The sequence below is a fragment of the Phyllobacterium chamaecytisi genome, from assembly GCF_020164455.1.
GTDB classification, from domain to species: Bacteria; Pseudomonadota; Alphaproteobacteria; order Rhizobiales; family Rhizobiaceae; genus Phyllobacterium; species Phyllobacterium chamaecytisi.
Genome location: NZ_JAIQWW010000004.1, coordinates 245,600 through 262,973 on the forward strand (window position 1 = coordinate 245,600; position 17,374 = coordinate 262,973).

The 17,374-nt window shown below is 57.1% G+C and carries 21 protein-coding genes and 1 tRNA gene; 9 read left to right on the plus strand and 13 right to left on the minus strand.

Annotation, left to right across the window (positions count from 1 at the left end; genetic code table 11):
* Positions 1-34: 34 nt before the first annotated feature.
* From LB462_RS08535 to LB462_RS08555, 5 genes are all read right to left on the minus strand, one after another.
* Positions 35-1,018 carry a methyltransferase gene (locus LB462_RS08535; protein ID WP_224506908.1) on the minus strand — a complete coding sequence of 328 codons (984 nt, stop codon included), beginning with the start codon at positions 1,016-1,018 and terminating at the stop codon, positions 35-37.
* 112 nt (positions 1,019-1,130) lie between these two features.
* On the minus strand, positions 1,131-2,642 hold the full coding sequence (locus LB462_RS08540) for a cyclic nucleotide-binding domain-containing protein (RefSeq protein ID WP_224506910.1): 1,512 nt from the start codon (positions 2,640-2,642) through the stop codon (positions 1,131-1,133).
* 357 nt (positions 2,643-2,999) lie between these two features.
* Positions 3,000-3,082: transfer RNA gene (locus LB462_RS08545), tRNA-Leu, on the minus strand.
* A gap of 113 nt (positions 3,083-3,195) precedes the next feature.
* Complete coding sequence (locus tag LB462_RS08550; RefSeq protein ID WP_224506912.1) at positions 3,196-3,771, minus strand: GDYXXLXY domain-containing protein; 576 nt, start codon at positions 3,769-3,771, stop codon at positions 3,196-3,198.
* On the minus strand, positions 3,768-4,895 hold the full coding sequence (locus tag LB462_RS08555) for a DUF2157 domain-containing protein (protein WP_224506914.1): 1,128 nt from the start codon (positions 4,893-4,895) through the stop codon (positions 3,768-3,770). The genes LB462_RS08550 and LB462_RS08555 overlap by 4 nt, the downstream gene beginning before the upstream one ends.
* A gap of 10 nt (positions 4,896-4,905) precedes the next feature.
* On the opposite strand from LB462_RS08555, the gene LB462_RS08560 reads away from it, so the two are divergent.
* Complete coding sequence (locus LB462_RS08560) at positions 4,906-5,049, plus strand: hypothetical protein (RefSeq protein ID WP_224506917.1); 144 nt, start codon at positions 4,906-4,908, stop codon at positions 5,047-5,049.
* A gap of 100 nt (positions 5,050-5,149) precedes the next feature.
* Positions 5,150-5,296: a DUF1127 domain-containing protein gene (locus tag LB462_RS08565; RefSeq protein ID WP_100001090.1), complete on the plus strand. Its 147-nt coding sequence runs from the start codon at positions 5,150-5,152 to the stop codon at positions 5,294-5,296.
* A 139-nt stretch (positions 5,297-5,435) separates the two neighbouring features.
* On the opposite strand, the gene LB462_RS08570 is transcribed toward LB462_RS08565, so the two are convergent.
* The gene (locus LB462_RS08570; RefSeq protein WP_224506919.1) at positions 5,436-5,990 is read right to left on the minus strand and encodes a hypothetical protein; all 555 of its coding nucleotides are present in this window, start codon (positions 5,988-5,990) and stop codon (positions 5,436-5,438) included.
* Between the two features lie 91 nt (positions 5,991-6,081).
* Between LB462_RS08570 and LB462_RS08575 the strand changes: the two genes are divergently transcribed.
* From LB462_RS08575 to LB462_RS08600, 6 genes are all read left to right on the plus strand, one after another.
* Complete coding sequence (locus tag LB462_RS08575) at positions 6,082-6,546, plus strand: DUF1801 domain-containing protein (protein ID WP_224506921.1); 465 nt, start codon at positions 6,082-6,084, stop codon at positions 6,544-6,546.
* Positions 6,547-6,597: 51 nt separating this feature from the next.
* A complete protein-coding gene (locus LB462_RS08580) occupies positions 6,598-7,008 on the plus strand; it encodes a DUF1801 domain-containing protein (protein WP_224506924.1) in 411 nt (136 codons plus the stop codon).
* A gap of 109 nt (positions 7,009-7,117) precedes the next feature.
* Complete coding sequence (locus LB462_RS08585; protein WP_224506926.1) at positions 7,118-8,065, plus strand: aldo/keto reductase; 948 nt, start codon at positions 7,118-7,120, stop codon at positions 8,063-8,065.
* Between the two features lie 87 nt (positions 8,066-8,152).
* Entirely contained in the window at positions 8,153-9,562 is a 1,410-nt protein-coding gene (gene trmFO, locus LB462_RS08590) for a methylenetetrahydrofolate--tRNA-(uracil(54)-C(5))-methyltransferase (FADH(2)-oxidizing) TrmFO (protein WP_224506928.1), read from the plus strand.
* A gap of 77 nt (positions 9,563-9,639) precedes the next feature.
* Positions 9,640-9,882 (plus strand): type II toxin-antitoxin system Phd/YefM family antitoxin, encoded by a 243-nt coding sequence (locus LB462_RS08595; protein WP_224506930.1) that lies wholly within the window; start codon positions 9,640-9,642, stop codon positions 9,880-9,882.
* Complete coding sequence (locus LB462_RS08600) at positions 9,882-10,304, plus strand: type II toxin-antitoxin system VapC family toxin (protein ID WP_224506932.1); 423 nt, start codon at positions 9,882-9,884, stop codon at positions 10,302-10,304. The genes LB462_RS08595 and LB462_RS08600 overlap by 1 nt, the downstream gene beginning before the upstream one ends.
* A 5-nt stretch (positions 10,305-10,309) precedes the next feature.
* On the opposite strand, the gene LB462_RS08605 is transcribed toward LB462_RS08600, so the two are convergent.
* From LB462_RS08605 to yajC, 4 genes are all read right to left on the minus strand, one after another.
* Positions 10,310-11,149 (minus strand): phytoene/squalene synthase family protein, encoded by an 840-nt coding sequence (locus tag LB462_RS08605; RefSeq protein WP_224506935.1) that lies wholly within the window; start codon positions 11,147-11,149, stop codon positions 10,310-10,312.
* A 27-nt stretch (positions 11,150-11,176) separates the two neighbouring features.
* Positions 11,177-11,566 carry an Mth938-like domain-containing protein gene (locus tag LB462_RS08610; protein WP_224506937.1) on the minus strand — a complete coding sequence of 130 codons (390 nt, stop codon included), beginning with the start codon at positions 11,564-11,566 and terminating at the stop codon, positions 11,177-11,179.
* 4 nt (positions 11,567-11,570) lie between these two features.
* A complete protein-coding gene (gene secD / locus LB462_RS08615) occupies positions 11,571-13,838 on the minus strand; it encodes a protein translocase subunit SecD (RefSeq protein ID WP_224506939.1) in 2,268 nt (755 codons plus the stop codon).
* 64 nt (positions 13,839-13,902) lie between these two features.
* A complete protein-coding gene (gene yajC, locus LB462_RS08620; protein ID WP_106716339.1) occupies positions 13,903-14,244 on the minus strand; it encodes a preprotein translocase subunit YajC in 342 nt (113 codons plus the stop codon).
* Positions 14,245-14,405: 161 nt separating this feature from the next.
* Here yajC and LB462_RS08625 point away from each other — a divergent pair, with 161 nt between their 5' ends.
* Positions 14,406-15,269: an ATP-binding protein gene (locus LB462_RS08625; RefSeq protein WP_112530426.1), complete on the plus strand. Its 864-nt coding sequence runs from the start codon at positions 14,406-14,408 to the stop codon at positions 15,267-15,269.
* Positions 15,270-15,285: 16 nt separating this feature from the next.
* Here the strand turns inward: LB462_RS08625 and LB462_RS08630 are convergent, their stop codons facing one another.
* From LB462_RS08630 to LB462_RS08640, 3 genes are all read right to left on the minus strand, one after another.
* Complete coding sequence (locus LB462_RS08630) at positions 15,286-15,615, minus strand: type II toxin-antitoxin system HicB family antitoxin (RefSeq protein ID WP_224506941.1); 330 nt, start codon at positions 15,613-15,615, stop codon at positions 15,286-15,288.
* Positions 15,612-15,866 (minus strand): type II toxin-antitoxin system HicA family toxin, encoded by a 255-nt coding sequence (locus LB462_RS08635; RefSeq protein ID WP_224506943.1) that lies wholly within the window; start codon positions 15,864-15,866, stop codon positions 15,612-15,614. The genes LB462_RS08630 and LB462_RS08635 overlap by 4 nt, the downstream gene beginning before the upstream one ends.
* 114 nt (positions 15,867-15,980) lie before the next feature.
* On the minus strand, positions 15,981-17,294 hold the full coding sequence (locus tag LB462_RS08640) for a peptidoglycan DD-metalloendopeptidase family protein (protein WP_224506945.1): 1,314 nt from the start codon (positions 17,292-17,294) through the stop codon (positions 15,981-15,983).
* Positions 17,295-17,374: the final 80 nt, after the last annotated feature.

The following is a 17,374-nucleotide window of genomic DNA, read 5'->3' on the forward strand; positions in this document are numbered from 1 at the left end:
ATACCTAAATCTTACACACGGCTGCCAGCCACGATCAGCCCGTGAGGCGCGCGCGAAACAACGTGCAGCCGTCCGTCAGGCGCGACCTGGAGATATCCCGGAATCCAGCCTCGGTCATCCACGCGCGATACTGACCTTCGGTGTACGATTCGCCGTGGCGATAGAGGTTCAAGAATGTGAGATTCAAAAAGACACCCTCAGGCGGGCCGAGGCGGTCATCATCGACGACGCCCCACCCCGCAATTGCGATCTCGCCCCCTGGTGTGAGGCAACGCGCGGCGTTCAGGATCGAACTACGCGCTTGGTCCGGCGGTAGGACCTGGACTACAGCCTTGAGGATCGCCAGATCGTGCCGACCGATCGATGGTGCGACAGTTATGTCTCCCTCTTCGACAACCACGTCGTCGGCACCGTATTCTGACAGGATAGCTGGCGCGACGGCTGCGACCGTTGGGAGTTCCATCAGCGTCGCCGCAATCTGCGGCCGCCCCTCGCGAAGTCCGACGAGAATGGTCCCGGCGCCCCCGCCGATGTCGATCACCGAACCGATCGCCGATAGGTCCATCTCCCGGGCCAGATGTCGGCCGAAAATCACCCCGCCCGGTGCGAGCATGCGGCTGAAGGCCACCGCGGCCTCAGGCCCCGCTTCGGAAAAGTCGTGCAGCGCAGCCGGCCGGCTCTGTCGCAGCGACTCTGCGGTCAGCAGGTCGGCTCCCCAGAGCTCGCGCAGGAGCGCATGATCGCCACCACGATAGGTCGGCTTGGACGCGTCGAGGAAGGCCAAGGCTTCGGCTCCGTTGCGAAATTGACCGTCCTTGACTTCGAGGAGACCGATGCTGGCGAGCGCGTAGAGGAGCCGCGACAGACGGTCGGGCTCGATTTTGAGTGCGGCCCCAAGCGTGTCAGCAGTCATAGCGCTGCCACCGAGCCGAGTGAAGATGCCAAGGTCCAGCCCGGCCCGAAGCGCCAAGGCGGGGGGAACCGCTGCGATCAGGTTGTCGATCCGATCAGAATCCACCACGTCACATCCCCTTCCGCGATCTGGTTACTCGAGCGCCCACGTCAGTTTGGTTGCAACACATCCTGATGCTGGTGTTCGTTCTTCGAAAATGCCGGCAAGGATTTTAGCACTACTCAGTTCTCTCGACATGAGAGATCTCAAATAAATGCCTGATCTTTTTAACCAGTCCGGGCATGGCATGGATGCCGGCAATCTCAGTACTGTTCTCGAACAAATGCTTTTCTGCCTGTGCTCGTCTGCACAAAATGAGGCTGAGTTCATCGACGAGACTTGGCCTGTCATGGAGCAGCGGCGCCAAGGTCGATTTCTCGATTTCATAAACAACTGTAGAGGCGAGCGCACGCACCGTGCCCGGCTCCCCCGCGCCAGCCAGAAGGCTGGCCTCGCCGAAATAATCGCCCGGCGCCAGTTTGGCGAGTTGAAGCTGCCTGTGGCCTTCTTCGCGTGTGACGGCCAGAACCCCGCTTCGAACGATCACCAGCGACTTCATCTCACTGCCCTGCTCAGCAATCACATCCGATTTACGGAAGGTTCGACGCGACATGGATTTGGCAAGAACTTCCTTTTCGTCGTCGGTGAGCGTTTTGAAAAGTGGGAGGGCGTCGAGGAGTCGCATTTGGCTGGAGCGGTTGCTCGTGGCAGGTTCCGTCTTTGCGCCAGATGCTGGTTGAACGACGGGTGTTGCCAAGGGCATGCCCGCCGCCAGACTGTGGCGATAGACCAGATCGAATATTTCGTTCTGGGCAGTCCCGGCCAGAGCGATATCCGCAACCCGGAACGACAGCTCCAGCTCGACTGCTGAGCCGTCCAGCGATTTTATCTGGATGCTCGGTTCCGGCACGTTCAATATCGTCGTTGAACTCAAAAGGACAGCGCGCATAATATCCACGATGGCCCCCGGGGCCGTCGTTGCCGCGAAGCGCACGGTAAGGCTGACGCCGTGGCTGCGATCGGGGTTGCTTACGTTGATAAGCCTTGCCTTTGCCAAGTCGCTATTGGGGACAATGACGAGGTCGTTTTTGGCGTTCAGCAGGTGCGTTGCCCGCCAATTGGTTTCAACTACCCTGCCCTCGGTGCCGTCGCCGAGAATGATCAGATCTCCAATAACATAGGGCCTACCGAGATTGAGGGCGATGCCCGAAAAGACATCGCTCAGGGTACTTTGCAGTGCCAGGCCAAGAATAATGGCAAGCACACCGGATGTCGCGATCAGTGTGCCCACCGGCAGGCTGAAGACGTTGGCAACGACTGAGAGAACCGCTCCAAGATAGATAATGCCGACGACCAGATCCTGGATAAGCCTCCCCTCCCGCGGACGCCTTTCAAAGATCAAGAACACGCGCGCAAAACCGACAAGCGCCCAGGCGGCGTTGATCCACCAGATCACCTTTGCAATGCCGATGAAAACTTGCTGGACAGCCGAGGCTGTAGCTGGTCCCGCCTCGTAGGGAACGATGCCGTGATAAAGCAGCAGGGTGGTCAGGACGATAAAGAACGTTACCTGAAAAATAAGGTGCAATCGCGGATTGTTGCGCAGCGCCACCCGCGAGACGAAAGCCCCGACTGCCGCCAGGGTCCCTGCCTGAATGATCGGATCGGTGATCAGCTCAAAAAATGTCATCTGCCTTCGACGCTAGAACGCTTTGCTGCGGCTCACAAGTTGGTTCTTGCAGGGATGAAACGATCACGTCAGCCAACCTCCCGTTCCATGCTGGCTCGACCACGTGCAAATGTGAACTTTCATTCAGAGGGCAGTGCCAATATCTGCTCGAAATTATGCGCTGACACTGGCGGCGATGGTCTCTAGATCCCTCACGCTTCGTCGAGCAAGCGTGTGTCTACTGGTGCCGTTTGAACGTGTTTGGTTAGAATCAGACTTGCCGCGCTTGAATCTTCTCTGAAATCTAGGGTGGATCGAAGGGGGGTCGAACTCGATGGTCGCAAAAACATAACAAAAACAATAGCATATGGAAAATTGTGGTGCGGATAGAGGGACTCGAACCCCCACGGTCTCCCGCCAGAACCTAAATCTGGTGCGTCTACCAATTTCGCCATATCCGCAGATGAAGCATAAGCCTCAAGCGCCGGTCCCTATATCACCCTCTCTTCACGCGTCAAAGGAAAAAGCCCGGCTTCCGGCAGAATATATTTTTGGCAACGTCCAGTTGCCGAACTCAGTAAATCGGCTCTTCGTAAAGCACGGTGCCATTGTCTTTCAATGCGCGGATCTGCGCATCTCCCGCGCTCGATACGGCGACTACCGCCTCGATCTTTCGTTCCTGTTGCTGAGCTTCGATCGCCCGTCCCTGACCTTCCGGCACATAGTAGCGCTCGATGCCATAGGTGACGCGGAGAGGGCTATAAGCCGCCGCATTGGCAAAGCTGGACGTGCGGCCACGCAGCTGCACTTCGCCAGACGGCACGTCCTTGCGCTCCTGCCATGAGGCGCCAGCGAAGGTCCACACGCCGCCGTCGCCCTCTTTCACAGTTACATAGACATCGGCAGGTCCATCGGTTGCGGGAATCGTTCCGCTGATCTTCCCGGCCTCGATATTGGAGATGGCATAGCGAAGCGTGACATAGTCGCCGCGCAAAAAATCGTGCGGATCGACGGGTTCGCTTTGCAATGTGATGTCGGTGCCATCGCGCAGAATCGAAACGTGCTGCTGGACCATGGCGTAGAGCACACCGGACTGCATAAGCGCCACTGCAGCACCAAGCCAGAGGATGCGATTGATCTTTATTGTCATGCGGTTGTCTGCCTTTTTGGATTCCTTTTCTGAAGACGTCGCTCCATACGGATGACAAAGGCGGCGAGAAGCAGAACCAGCACACCGGCGCTCAGGAAGAAGCTCGCGGTCCCGATCATCGTGCCGATAGTCTCGAAAGCCAGGTAGAGAACTTCCAGCGAGAAGACCGTATAGGCAATCCACCGCACCGCCAGATTACGGTGGCCCGAAAGCACGAGACCCGCGATCGAGCAGCCAAGGATCGCAAATCCGATCAGGACCTGACCGGGAATCGCTTCATCGGCAAATTCATTGCTGGCGATATCGAACTGGAAGAACAACAGCGCCACGAGCACCATGAAGAAGCCATAGGCGCCCAGGGGCTCTGTCCAGCCGGTCATCCGGTCCAGGAGGCCCGGACGCACGGCGTCCATCATGAAGCATATGGCACCGATCAGCCCCGCCACCCACAAGACCATGACCTCGTTGAGATCGATTCGGACGACAAGCACGTAGGTGATGAGCAACAGGGCGATGAGATGCTGTGCGGCCCTGCCCTTCGTGTACCAGATTAGCCCTGCACTGATGAAAAGCAGGACCGGCACCAGCCAGACATAGTTGAAAGGCTCGCCCGTGGACCGGTCGAGCGAAGTGAACAGATAAACGCCTGTAATGGCGACGCCCGCCGAGACAAGCACGGGCGAGCGCAGGAACAATGCCGCAACCATGGTGCCGGCGACCCAGAGGAGCACTGCATCCGATACATCGCCCGACAGGTGGTACATTTGGCCAATCAATGCAATTCCGGCACCAAACGTGATCGCGGCGATCAGGTACAGCGCCTGACCGAAGCGCCTGTCGCCTAGACTTTCCCGCCACGCGCCGCCAACATAACCGAGCCAAAGCACCGATATGATCAGGCCAACGCGAAACAGCCGGGGCATCGCCCCCCAATTCGCCGCGACGAGCGAGATGATCGCCGCACCGAGAAGAACCGCACCGAGCACCGCGAGAATGCCTCCAAGGCCAAAGCCGGAGCGGTGATCGTCGAGGTCTTTGCGAAGTCGTTCGGCGACGATCTCATCGATCACCCCGTCCCGCTGCCAGCGCGCGATATGTTTCCTCAATCCAATGGTGAGTGCCACGGATGCTCCCTTGAGTCTTGCCGTTGTGAAGGTAACGCGACTGGCTGCAAAAACGCAATTGCGCTGCGATGCGCAAATTCAACTCAAAACCGCCTCTGGTGCGCCGCAACAATTAACGCGAATTAATGTTGCAATGCAGCAATTGCATAGCTGACCTGCAAACTTGGCTCTGCAACTTCGGGACGTCATCCACTATCTTCCACTCAACGATCAAGAGTGATCAATCAAACAAAAAACCGAAGTGGTGAAATGAAATGAACCTTATCCGCTCTTACAGCAACTGGCGCCGTTATCGTGACACGGTTTCCGAGCTGAACCGTCTGTCGACCCGCGAACTCAGCGATCTGGGCATTGCCCGTTCGGACATCCCGTTCGTCGCCAAGAAGTCTGCAGTACGCTAATCGAATACAAGAATATCGCCGGGCTTTATCCTCCTCCCAAAGTTCCCGCGATCGAAGACCAGCACTCCTCCTCCCGGCTGGTCTTTACAAAACGACACCCACCGCACCTCCTCCCGCGGTGGGTGTTGTTGTTTCTGGGCTATCGCACGCCCCCGTACCCCCGGCGGTGCCATTCCGACAAAAGCATCACATCAGGCGGTCCGCCTCCCGGTTCATACCAGGAGTCGACGGCCCACGACGTTCCAGAGCCATCCTTGAGAACGGCGGTAAAATGCGGATAGCGGCCGTCGACGAAACTTCCGCGCGAATCTCTCCTTGCGACACGATGATGGTGCAATAGTCCAGCGCCTTGCAGGTAGCGGAGAAAATGGTCCGTATTGGTCGACTCATCGACACAATCCATCTGACCTCTCTCGCGACCCTTACCGAAATCCATCTTTGGCCGATCGACGGCCCCGATAACAGCTACGCTGCGCTGCTCGAATACTTGCACCGCACGGCGAACCGCAGCGCGTTCGGCCGCCGGCGAAACACGTCCTCCCGCCATGATGGAAGCAATCCGTGAGCGATCTGCCGGCGTCAATGTCACCGGCGTTTGAAAGGTACAGCCATAACCGTTGCAGACGCGGAAACTTTGCGCCTCGGCATGCCCGCACAAGGCGGCGAACAGAAAGAGCAGTAAACACCGGAGCATGATACGCATTGTGCGACTGTAACGGGACCTGTTCTTGAAACCTACAGGATTCGCTGTTTATGGTTGCCGTACCAAAAGCGGAGGAATCAACATGAAAACAAGAGAGAGCGAAAATTCTTCCTTGCTTGCCAAAAGCAAGAGCGCCGCGGCACCCACGCAGCCGGTCCTCCTCTCAGGCGGCAATCCTCAGATCGCAAAAGGCTACGGCGACGCCCCGGTGCAGGCCTACATCGCGGCCATGCCTACCTGGAAAAGCGACGTCGGGCGCCGGCTCGACACGCTTATCGTGCGCACCGTCCCCGGCGTGCACAAGGCGGTCAAGTGGAACTCGCCCTTCTATGGGTTAGAGGAGAAGACCTGGTTCCTCAGCCTTCATTGCTTCACGAAGTACGTCAAGGTCACTTTCTTTCGTGGCAGATCGCTTAATCCTGTCCCGTCCGGCGAGTCCAAGCACAAGGAAGTGCGGTATCTCAATATTTATGAAGGCCAGCTCGATGAAGCGCAGTTCGTCGACTGGGTGAAACAGGCCAGCCGACTGCCCGGCGAAAAAATGTGAGCAGAAAGTCGCTAGCTACATGCATGACACCACCAAAGGGAGGCGATACCGATGAAGAAGAGCGACTTGAAGGACGGAGAAGGAGGGCACTCTCCGTCTCAGCTGATAGATGCGAGAATCAAGGAGCTGAGCGATTGGCGGGGCAAGACACTCTCCCATATCCGCGCGCTCATCAAACAGGCCGACCCTGACGTGGTCGAGGAATGGAAGTGGAGAGGCGTTCCGGTTTGGTCTCACGACGGCATAATCTGCACCGGTGAGACCTATAAGAGCGTGGTGAAGCTAACTTTCGCCAAGGGCGCTTCGCTCGAAGATCCTTCCGGACTATTCAACTCCAGCCTTGAAGGCAACACCAGGCGCGCTATCGACTTGCACGAGGCTGACGAAATCGATGAAGACGCATTCAAGGCGCTCATCCGCGCCGCAATAGCGTTGAACAAGTCAAAGACCCGTAAGGCCTAATTTGATGTTCATCGCTCCTCGCCTCATAGTGATTTCCACAACGCTGGAAACATGCTCCAAACGGGCCTACAGTTTGCGTAACTAGCTTTAATCTCCCGGAGTAAAAAATATGGAAAAACGTCGTCTTGGCCGCAAAGGCCTGTCCATTGCGCCATTGGTTTTGGGCGGTAACGTCTTCGGCTGGACGGCCGACAAAAAGACCTCCTTCGATCTGCTTGACCGTTTTGTCGATGCGGGTTTCAACGCGATCGACACGGCGGATGGCTATTCTCGCTGGGTGCCCGGACATGAAGGCGGCGAGTCCGAAACGATCATCGGGGAGTGGGTCAAATCCCGCAATGCGCGGGACAAGGTCGTTATCATTACCAAAGTCGGCTCCGACATGGGTCAGGGCAAGAAAGACTTGTCTGCGGCCTATATCGCCAAGGCAGTCGAGGCATCGCTAAAGCGGCTGCAGATCGATGCAATCGATCTTTACCTGTCGCACTGGCCCGATCCCGATACATCCTATGAGGAGACACTCGGCGCCTACCAGAAGCTGCTGAGAGAGGGAAAGATCAAATCAATCGGCGCTTCCAATCTTGAGGCGGATCAGCTTCGGGCAGCGATCGATGTCTCGGAAACAAAAGACCTGCCGCGTTACAATGTGCTGCAGCCCGGCTACAATCTCTACGATCGTAGCGAGTTCGAAGGCAAGTTGCGCGACCTCTGCGTCTCCGAGAATATCGGCGTCATCACGTATTTCGGGCTCGCCAGGGGCTTTCTTTCTGGCAAATATCGCAGCGAAACCGACTTGGGTAAAAGCCAGCGCGGCGACGGCATCAAGCAGTATCTCAACCCTCGCGGTTACCGCATTCTCGCTGCGCTGGACAAGGTATCGGCCAAGCACAACGCCAAGCCGGCCGAAGTCGCGATTGCGTGGATCATCCAGCGCAAGGGCGTCACGGCACCGATTGCCAGCGCCACCTCCCTCGAACAGCTGGAGAGCCTCATTCGGGCCGCAGCACTGAAGCTCGACAGCGGCGACGTGGCGGAACTCGACCAAGCCAGCGCCTGATCCATCCCGATTATCAAAGCCGCCGCTCAGTTAAGTTGCGGCGGCTTTTGCATTGAAGCGCGGCACCAAAAAGTCTATTGGAAGCGCATGTCACACAAACCAGTTCATATCGTTGGCGGCGGTCTCGCCGGTTCCGAAGCATCATGGCAGCTTGCCGAGGCGGGTATTCCCGTGATCCTGCACGAGATGCGCCCGGTCCGCGGCACGGATGCGCACAAGACGCAGGATCTGGCCGAGCTCGTCTGTTCCAATTCTTTCCGCTCCGATGACGCCGAAACCAATGCGGTCGGCGTATTGCATGCGGAGATGCGCCTCGCCAATTCGCTGATCATGGCTTCTGCCGATGCGAACCAGGTGCCGGCCGGCAGTGCGCTCGCTGTCGATCGTGACGGCTTTGCCGAGGCCGTCACCGCCCGCATTGAAGCGCATCCCCTGATCACCATCGAGCGCGAGGAAATCACCGGTCTGCCACCTGCTGATTGGGACAAGGTCATCATCGCCACCGGCCCGCTGACAGCGCCATCGCTTGCCGAAGCGATCGGCAACGAAACCGGCGCCGACGCCCTCGCCTTTTTCGACGCTATTGCGCCAATCGTGCATTTCGATTCCATCGATATGGATATCTGCTGGTTCCAGTCTCGCTATGATAAGGTTGGACCGGGCGGCAATGGCAAGGACTACATCAACTGCCCGATGACCAAGGAGCAGTACGAGGCGTTCATTCAAGCGCTTGTCACAGGCGACAAGACCGAGTTCAAGGAATGGGAAGGCACGCCTTATTTCGACGGCTGCCTGCCGATTGAGGTAATGGCCGAGCGCGGACCGGAAACCTTGCGCCATGGCCCGATGAAGCCGATGGGCCTGACCAATGCACACAATCCCGCTGTCAAAGCCTATGCAGTGGTTCAGCTACGCCAGGACAATGCCCTCGGGACGCTCTACAACATGGTCGGATTCCAGACCAAGTTGAAATATGGCGCCCAGACCGACATCTTCAGAATGATCCCGGGGCTGGAGAACGCTGAGTTCGCACGGCTTGGCGGGCTGCACCGCAACACGTATCTGAATTCGCCGCTTCTACTCGATCCGACCCTGCAGCTTAAAACGCGGCCGGGCCTGCGTTTTGCCGGCCAGATCACCGGGTGCGAGGGCTATGTCGAATCCGCCGCCATCGGTCTGCTGGCGGGCCGGTTTACCGCGGCTGAAAGGCTTGGCCAAGCCTATACGCCTCCGCCTCTGACGACGGCTTTCGGCGCGCTCCTCGGCCATATCACCGGCGGGCATCTCGTGACCGATGAAGAACCGGGCAAGCGCTCATTCCAGCCGATGAATGTCAATTACGGCCTGTTTCCGCCAATGGAGACGCCGAAGATAGAAGGCAAGCGTCTGCGCGGCAAGGAGAAGTCGAATGCCAAGAAGCGTGCCATGAGCGCGCGTGCGCTGGCTGACTGCCGTAAATGGCTCGGCCTGCCGGCAATTGCAGAAGCGGCGGAATAGTCAGTGAATCGCCGGTTGAAATCGCAGTGTGTGCGTGCCATATGTATATGACCAGTTAATTGGTCATGAGGCCCAAGATGCGTAGTATAAATCTGGCTGACGCCAAGGCACACCTCAGCGAGCTTGTAACGCAAGCCGAAGACGGAGAAACAGTGCAGATTTTGCGCCGCGGCAAGCCGGTGGCGCAACTGACCGCGGTCAAACAACCACGACAGCCTATTGATATCACTCTCCTGCGTAGCTTGACCAAAGACATGTCGTTTCAAAACGAGAGTGCGGGCGATTTTGTTCGTCATATGCGCGACACTGATCGCTACTGATGCTCTACATTGACACGTGCGTTTTGGTTGCTGCCCTGACGTCAGAGGCAAACACCATGCGTATGCAGGATTGGCTGTCGAACCAAGTGCCGGAGGAGTTGACCATAAGCCACCTGACAACCACAGAGTTTTCGTCTGCACTCGCGCTGAAGCTGAGAACACAGCAGCTCGAGATTAGGGAACGTAACGAGGCGCTTGCAACATTTGACCGCCTTGTGACAGATTCTTTCAACACAATCGCCATTACGAGCAGCCACTTTCGTATGGCGGCGCGTTTAGCCGATCAACACTTGCTGGGTCTCCGTACCGGCGACGCTTTGCATCTTGCAATTGCCGTTGAACATAGGGCAACAGTGTGCACTCTCGATCGGCGATTAGCAGAGGCCGGTGAAACTCTCGGCGCAAAAACAAAACTGTTATAGCCCGCTCAGGATCGCGTTGAGGCCCTGAACATCGCCCATTGGCGGCGGAACGGCGAGATGTCGGCAATTTCTGTGGCGGCATTGAAACCGCTGGCCTTCAGCTTCCTCAGATATATCGGAGTAATCGCCGCTGGCAGATAGGCCGGTCGAAGTATCGTCGGCAACGTCTTCACAGCGCTTTCGAATTTTGCGAAATGATCCCCGGCAAGCGCGATCATCGCATCGATCGCACGTGTGACCGCTGATTGATCAGAGCCGTCCAGCAACACCATCCCGCTACAGCCAACCGCCGCCAGAATATCGGCCGGGATGTATATCTGGCCGCGGCGGCGATGCAATGGCAACAGACGCAGAAGGCCGGTGATCGCCTGGGCGACGCCGGCATGGCCCGCCACGTGGGCGTATTCAGGCGCTTTTGCGGCATCCAGGATCAAGGAGGCGAGTTGGATCAGCGCCGAAGCTGTCTCTCCGCAATACCCCTCCAGATCGTTGCGGCTTGGCATCGGGTCATTGTAGAGGTCGAATATCCGTGCCTCACAATAATTGTCAAAGGCAGCGCGCGACAGATCATAGGTTTTGATCGTACCCAAAAGCGCAGCGGCGACGGGATTCCCCGACGCTTCACCAAGCTCCGTTCCATTGATGAGATCGCGCCACCATTGCAACCGGATTTCACCTGGCAACGGGTCATGAATCAGATCACGAATGCGGGCAATTTCGTTGTTAAAAGCAAAAAGCGCCGCCAATGCCCCGCGCTTGTCCTCCGGTGCATAGAGCACGGAAAGATAGCGGTCCGGATCAGCAGTTCGCAACAATTGCAGGCAGTGGGTTTCATTGGCGTTCATAGGCGTGAGATATAGGCGCGCGTTGGATTAATCCACTGCAATCAATGCTGCGGCCACTGCGCGATCCTCCGCCAGCAACACATTGTAGGTCCGCACTGCTGCACCCGTGCTCATCGGATCGGACGATATACGGTGCTTGCGCAATTCGTCGCGCAGTTCTTGCGGCAGCCGCCGCAAGTCGGTCCCCATCCCCACCAGCAAAATTTCGATATCGTCAGCTTGTTCAAGCACAAGCGAGAAATCGGCGATCGTCAGGAGCGGCAGCGTTTTCGGCTCCCAGCCATGAATGCCGGATGGGAGACAGAGTATGGAGCCGCGATGCGACATGTCCGCGAAGCGAAAGCCGCCATTGCCATAGGCATCGATGGGTGCACGCCCAGGAAAGTGCGCATCCCGAATTTCAATGCCTCTGACCAATTAACTACGCTCCACTCTGGCCGGACACCGCCGAAGGTCCGTTGTCCGCGACATCCCTGCCCTTGAGGCCAAACAGCATCAGCAAGGGGCCGGCAACGAAAATCGACGAGTAGGTTGCGACGACAATGCCGACACCGAGGACCAGCGCGAATGATTTCACGTCATCTCCACCATAGAGATAGAGAACGATCAACGCCAGAAACGTTGCAAGCGATGTCAGAATCGTGCGCGACAGGGTCTGGTTGATCGATGCATCGAGAAGCGCCGACAGCGACATGCTGTTGCCGTATCGTCGCAAATTCTCGCGCACGCGGTCGTAAATGACGACCGTATCATTCAGCGAGTAGCCGACAATAGCCAGCAAGGCGGCGATACTCCAGAGGTTGAATTCCATCTGGAAGACGATGAACATACCGAGCAGTAGCAGTACGTCGTGGATTGTTGCGAGAATGGCGCCAAGTGCGAAATGCCATTCGAAGCGCAACCACACATAGACGAAGATCACGGCCAATGAGAGCCCGACAGCGAGCATTCCGGCATGTGACAGTTCACTCGATACGGACGGGCCGATGACGTCAATGCGGCGGAAATCGAAGTCGTCCTGCAATTCACCCCGGATTTTGACACCGACAGTTTGCTCGGCATCCTCGCCCTCACCCTGGCTACCCACGGTAATCAGGGCGCGATCATCCGATTTGAATGGTTCGATCTTGATGTCACCAATATTCAGATCTTCCAATCGGCTATACACATCATCGAGATCGATCGCACCCTCGTGCGATTGAATCTCGACCATCGTGCCGCCCTTGAAATCGATACCGAAATTCATGCCGACAATGGCGAAAAGCACGATAGCCGCAATGCTCGACAGCGCCGAAAAGCCAAGTGTCAGAAAACGCAGCTTCATGAACGGGATTTTCGTATCATTTGGAACGAGCTTCAGGAGTGCGCCCGGAACTTCCTTGGGACGCGCCCATTGAACCCAAACGGATACCAGCCAGCGCGTCAGCGTGAAGGTCGTGAACAGCGTCGTGACGATGCCGATGGTAACGGTCAGCGCGAAACCGTGCACCGGCCCGGAGCCCAGAATGAAAAGCACGAGTGCCGCGATCAGCGTGGTGACATTGGCATCGACGATCGTTGCAAGGGCCCGTGAAAATCCCGAATCGATAGCCTGGATAACGGAAAAGCCCGCGCGCCTGTCCTCGCGAATACGCTCATAGATCAGCACGTTGGAATCGACCGCCATGCCAATGGTAAGCACGATACCGGCAACACCCGCGAGCGTCAGCGGCGCGCCGAAGAGCGTCAGCACTGCCAGTATCAGGATCACATTGACGACAAGGGCAATGTTGGCGATGACACCGAGAAGGCCATAGGTCAAAAGCATGAAAACGATGACGAGAACTGCGCCGATGAGAGCAGCGATCTTGCCAGAAGCTACCGCAGCCGCTCCGAGATCGGTGCCGATCGTTCTCTCTTCGAGCACGGTGACACTCGCTGGCAGCGCGCCTGCCCGCATCACAAGCGCGAGGTTACTTGCGCCCGAAAGGTCGAAATTGCCGGAAATCTGACCTGTATTCCCGGGTATTTCCTCACTGATGACCGGGGCTGAAAGCACCTGGTTGTCGAGAACGATAGCGAAGGATTTGCCGACATTCGCCTTGGTAGCTTTCGAGAACCGGTCAGCGCCAATGCTGTCCAGTCTGAAGGTGATCACAGGCTCTTGGGTGGTCGTATCGATTCCGGCCTGCGCATCGACGAAATTCTTGTTTGAGACAAGCGGTTCTTTCTTGACCAGATAGGCAACAGGCGGATCGTCGAACGAATACACCACCTCATCGCCTTCCGGCGGCGTGCCGTCGATCGCCTGCTGAACGGGTACAGAATCGTCGACCATCTGGAAATGCAGTTCGCCGGTGAGGCTCAAGATGTCCTTGAGCAGTTGCGAGTCGTAAAGCCCGGGGACTTCGACAAGCACACGGCCATTCCGCTGGCCCTCGACATTAGGATTGGTGTAGCCGAGCTCACTGAGACGGCGCGTAAGGATCGCAATCGTTGCGTCGGTGTCCGGCAGATGGTCCTTGTCGACCTGCAGGCGTAGCCGCGAACCACCTTCGAGGTCGAGACCCAGCGCCAGCTGCTTCTTCGGCAGCCAGTCCGGCAAGGTTACCAATTGGTCCTGTGTGAAGAGATTTGGCAGCGCGAGGATAACACCCGCAAGCACAACGGCCCAGATGAGTGCAGTCTTCCAGCGGCTAAAATAAAGCATACGGTCGCAAACCTTGGAGCCTAGAATCAGAAGGGCGGCTCAACGACCGCCCCCTCACTATGCCTTATTTCTTGTTGTCGGCAACCGGCTCGCCCTTGACCCGGACGTCGGCTACCATTCCCCGCAGGACGCGGGCCTTGACGCCATCGCCGATTTCGACATCCAGCTCGCCGGTATCTTCATAGACCTTGGTGACCTTGGCAATGAAACCACCACCGGTAATGATCGTATCGCCGCGACGGATATTCTTCAGCTGCTCCTCGCGCTTCTTGGCAGCGGTACGCTGTGGGCGAATGATCAAGAAGTACATGATCACGAAGATCAGAATGAACGGCAAGATGCTCATCAGCATTTCCGGCGCGCCGCCGACACCCGTTGCCTGTGCATATGCGGGAGTTACGAACATTGAGACAACCTCCAGAGAAAACCAGATTTGAAAGAACTTGAGCCAGCGCAATACAATGTTTGGGGCGTCAAAAGCAACCGTACAAAACTGTGTGTCCTGCTTTTCGAATTATCTTCAACATGATAGTCGCATATATGCATGAAAATGAAGGCTCGATGAGTATGTCCGATGAATTGTTGACAGATAAACTTGACCGGCTGATTGCGGTGCTGGAGCGCATGGCACCGCCAAAAGCTCAACCGGTCGACCTCGATGTGGCGGATTGCTTCGTTTGGAATCCGGACAAGCTCACCTTTGACCCGGTCAGTAAGGTCAACCGCGTGGACATTTCCTTGATCCGCGGCGTCGACAATGTCCGCGATATCCTCTTCGACAATACGAAACGTTTTGCCGATGGTTTGCAGGCAAACAATGTGCTGCTATGGGGTGCGCGCGGCATGGGCAAGTCATCGCTGGTCAAGGCGGTGCATGCCTCTGTCAACGCTGCTGCACCGACCGGCGGCCACCCGCTCAAACTTGTGGAAATCCACCGCGAAGATATCGACAGCCTTCCCGCGCTGATGGCGGCCATCAAGGACACGGATTACCGGTTCATCCTGTTTTGCGACGACCTGTCCTTCGATCACGACGACACATCATACAAATCATTGAAGGCAGCACTGGAAGGCGGCGTCGAAGGCCGGCCGGACAATGTCATCTTCTACGCCACATCGAACCGGCGTCATCTTCTGCCCCGCGACATGATCGAAAACGAACGTTCGACCGCGATTAATCCATCGGAAGCGGTTGAAGAAAAAGTGTCGCTTTCGGACCGCTTCGGCCTTTGGCTGGGTTTCCACAAATGCAGCCAGGACGACTATCTTTCGATGATCGATGGCTATGCGGCGCATTTCCACCTGCCGATGAAGCAACCGGAATTGCATGCGCAGGCGCTTGAGTGGTCCACGACACGCGGGGCACGGTCCGGTCGTGTCGCCTGGCAATTTATCCAGGATCTTGCCGGACGTCTCGGCAAGAAACTGTAAGACGCCCGCCAGGTATTCAGCCAGCCGCCTTATCCAACGCTTCTTCAGCCCATTGGTTGAGGCTCTTGCCGGCACGCTCTGCAGCGAGCGCTGCCCGGCGATGAATTTCAGGCTTTACTCGAAACATCATTTTTCCCGAGTATGGTTTTTGCGGCTGCTTGCCGATTTTGGTGCATGTCTCGATATAGTCATCGACAGCTTCGTGAAATGCCACTTTCAAGTCCACCACCGTATCGGCATGAAAACCGACACCGTCGCTGATATCGGCAATCTTCCCGAAGAAAATTTCATCCTCATCATCGTATTCGATGCGCGCGGTATAATCTTTGTAATGCATGACGTTCATGGTCTTATTCCAATTCTCTCCAGAAAGGCTCGAGCCGCACGCACCTGGTAACGCTTTGCTTCCTTGGAGGGATGAGGCCTGTGAAAGCTTTCCACCTCTCCGTCTATTTCAAACTTCACACGCGAGCCATTGCCCTCGATCGTCCGCGCCCCAACGCCAAGCAGTAAACTTTCGATGTCTGACCATGCAATGGAACCCGAAACCGGATCAGCGAAAACGGCGACCAAGGTTCGCCGATGCTTGCTATTCATGGAATTGGCCTTTTCAAATATAATATTTGCTAGCACAAAATGCTAGCATAATTGTCAGTTAAAAATGAAAAGCCCGCACCTTTCGGCGCGGGCTTCAATCAATCTGCTTATCAATCAGGATTCGAGATATTTCGTCGGGTCAACCGGCGTCGAGTTCTTGCGAACCTCGAAGTGAAGCATCGGCGTCGTTGCGTTGCCGGTCATGCCCGATACTCCAAGCTGATCGCCCCGCTTGACCTTCTGGCCGCGCTGAACATCGAGCTTGCTCGCATTGCCATATACGGTCACAAGGCCGTTGTCGTGGCGCACCAGCACCGTGTTGCCGAATTCCTTGAGGCCATCGCCGGAGTAGATGACCACGCCGTTTTCAGCAGCCTTGATCGGCGTACCTTCAGGCACGGAGATGTTGATCCCGTCGCTGCCTTTGCCGTAGTTGGCGACAACCCGGCCGCGAACCGGCCAGCGCATCCCCGAGACGCCGGTAGCCGACGGCGCTGCGGCAACATCCTTGTCCTTATCCGCGTTCTCGATCACCTTCTCGCTGGCCTGTGGCGGCGTATAAGGCTTGGCCGAAGTATCGGCTTGCGGAGCCGCGGCAGCCTGCGTCGCGGCACTTGCGACCACCTTCGGCTGTTCTGCAGGCGGTGTCGAAGCTGTCTTGACCTGATCGACCGTTCCGCCCTTCGGCTTCATGGTGTTGGCGACATTCTGCGCGAGCGCGGAGTTGGATGGTGGAATGATGAGCGCCTGGCCAACACGGACAGTGCCATCCTTCATGTTGTTCGCCTGCTTGATCGCTTCGACATTGCTGCCCGTCTTGCGCGAGATTGCATGCAGGGTGTCACCGCTCTGGACTGTATAAGAGCCCTGGCTGGTTGGCTTTGCGGCAGTGGTCGCGGCAGCTACCTGCTTGGTCGCCTGCGGTGTCTGTGTGACGGCGACGTTGTTCGAATGCACCGGAGCCGCCTTTACAGGCATCTTTGCTTCACGGCCATCCGGAGTTTTCAGCGTACCCGAAGCCGACCCCAACGGTGCGGCCTGCATTGGCTGCACTGAGGCCGTCTGCTGCTGACGAAGTGGAGCCGCGCTGGCAACAGGAGCGAGAGCCGGGCGCGTTGGCTGCGAGGAGACTGGCGGCAGCGCCGAAGTGCTTGCAGCCCCGACGGGCGGCAGGCTGCTGCGCTGAACACCCCCGCCACTGCTGACAGAAGCGGTCTGCGTTGAATCGACGGGAGGTGTATAAGGTTGTGGCGTGTTGTTGGACGCTTGCATGACTGATCGTTGATTGTCGCTATAGCCGGAACTGAAATCCGCGCTGGTGAAACGCTGCACGCCAGAGCTGCAGCCTGCCGCGATACCGGCAATCGAGAGAATGGCGGCATTCAGAGCCAGCCGCCGTGACGCTTTGTCTAGTGTACTCAAACGCATCGCATATCCCGCCCGTACTCAATACAAGAATATTGGACTCATTAGATCGCGTTAATGTTACTCGACCGTTAAAGAGCGAA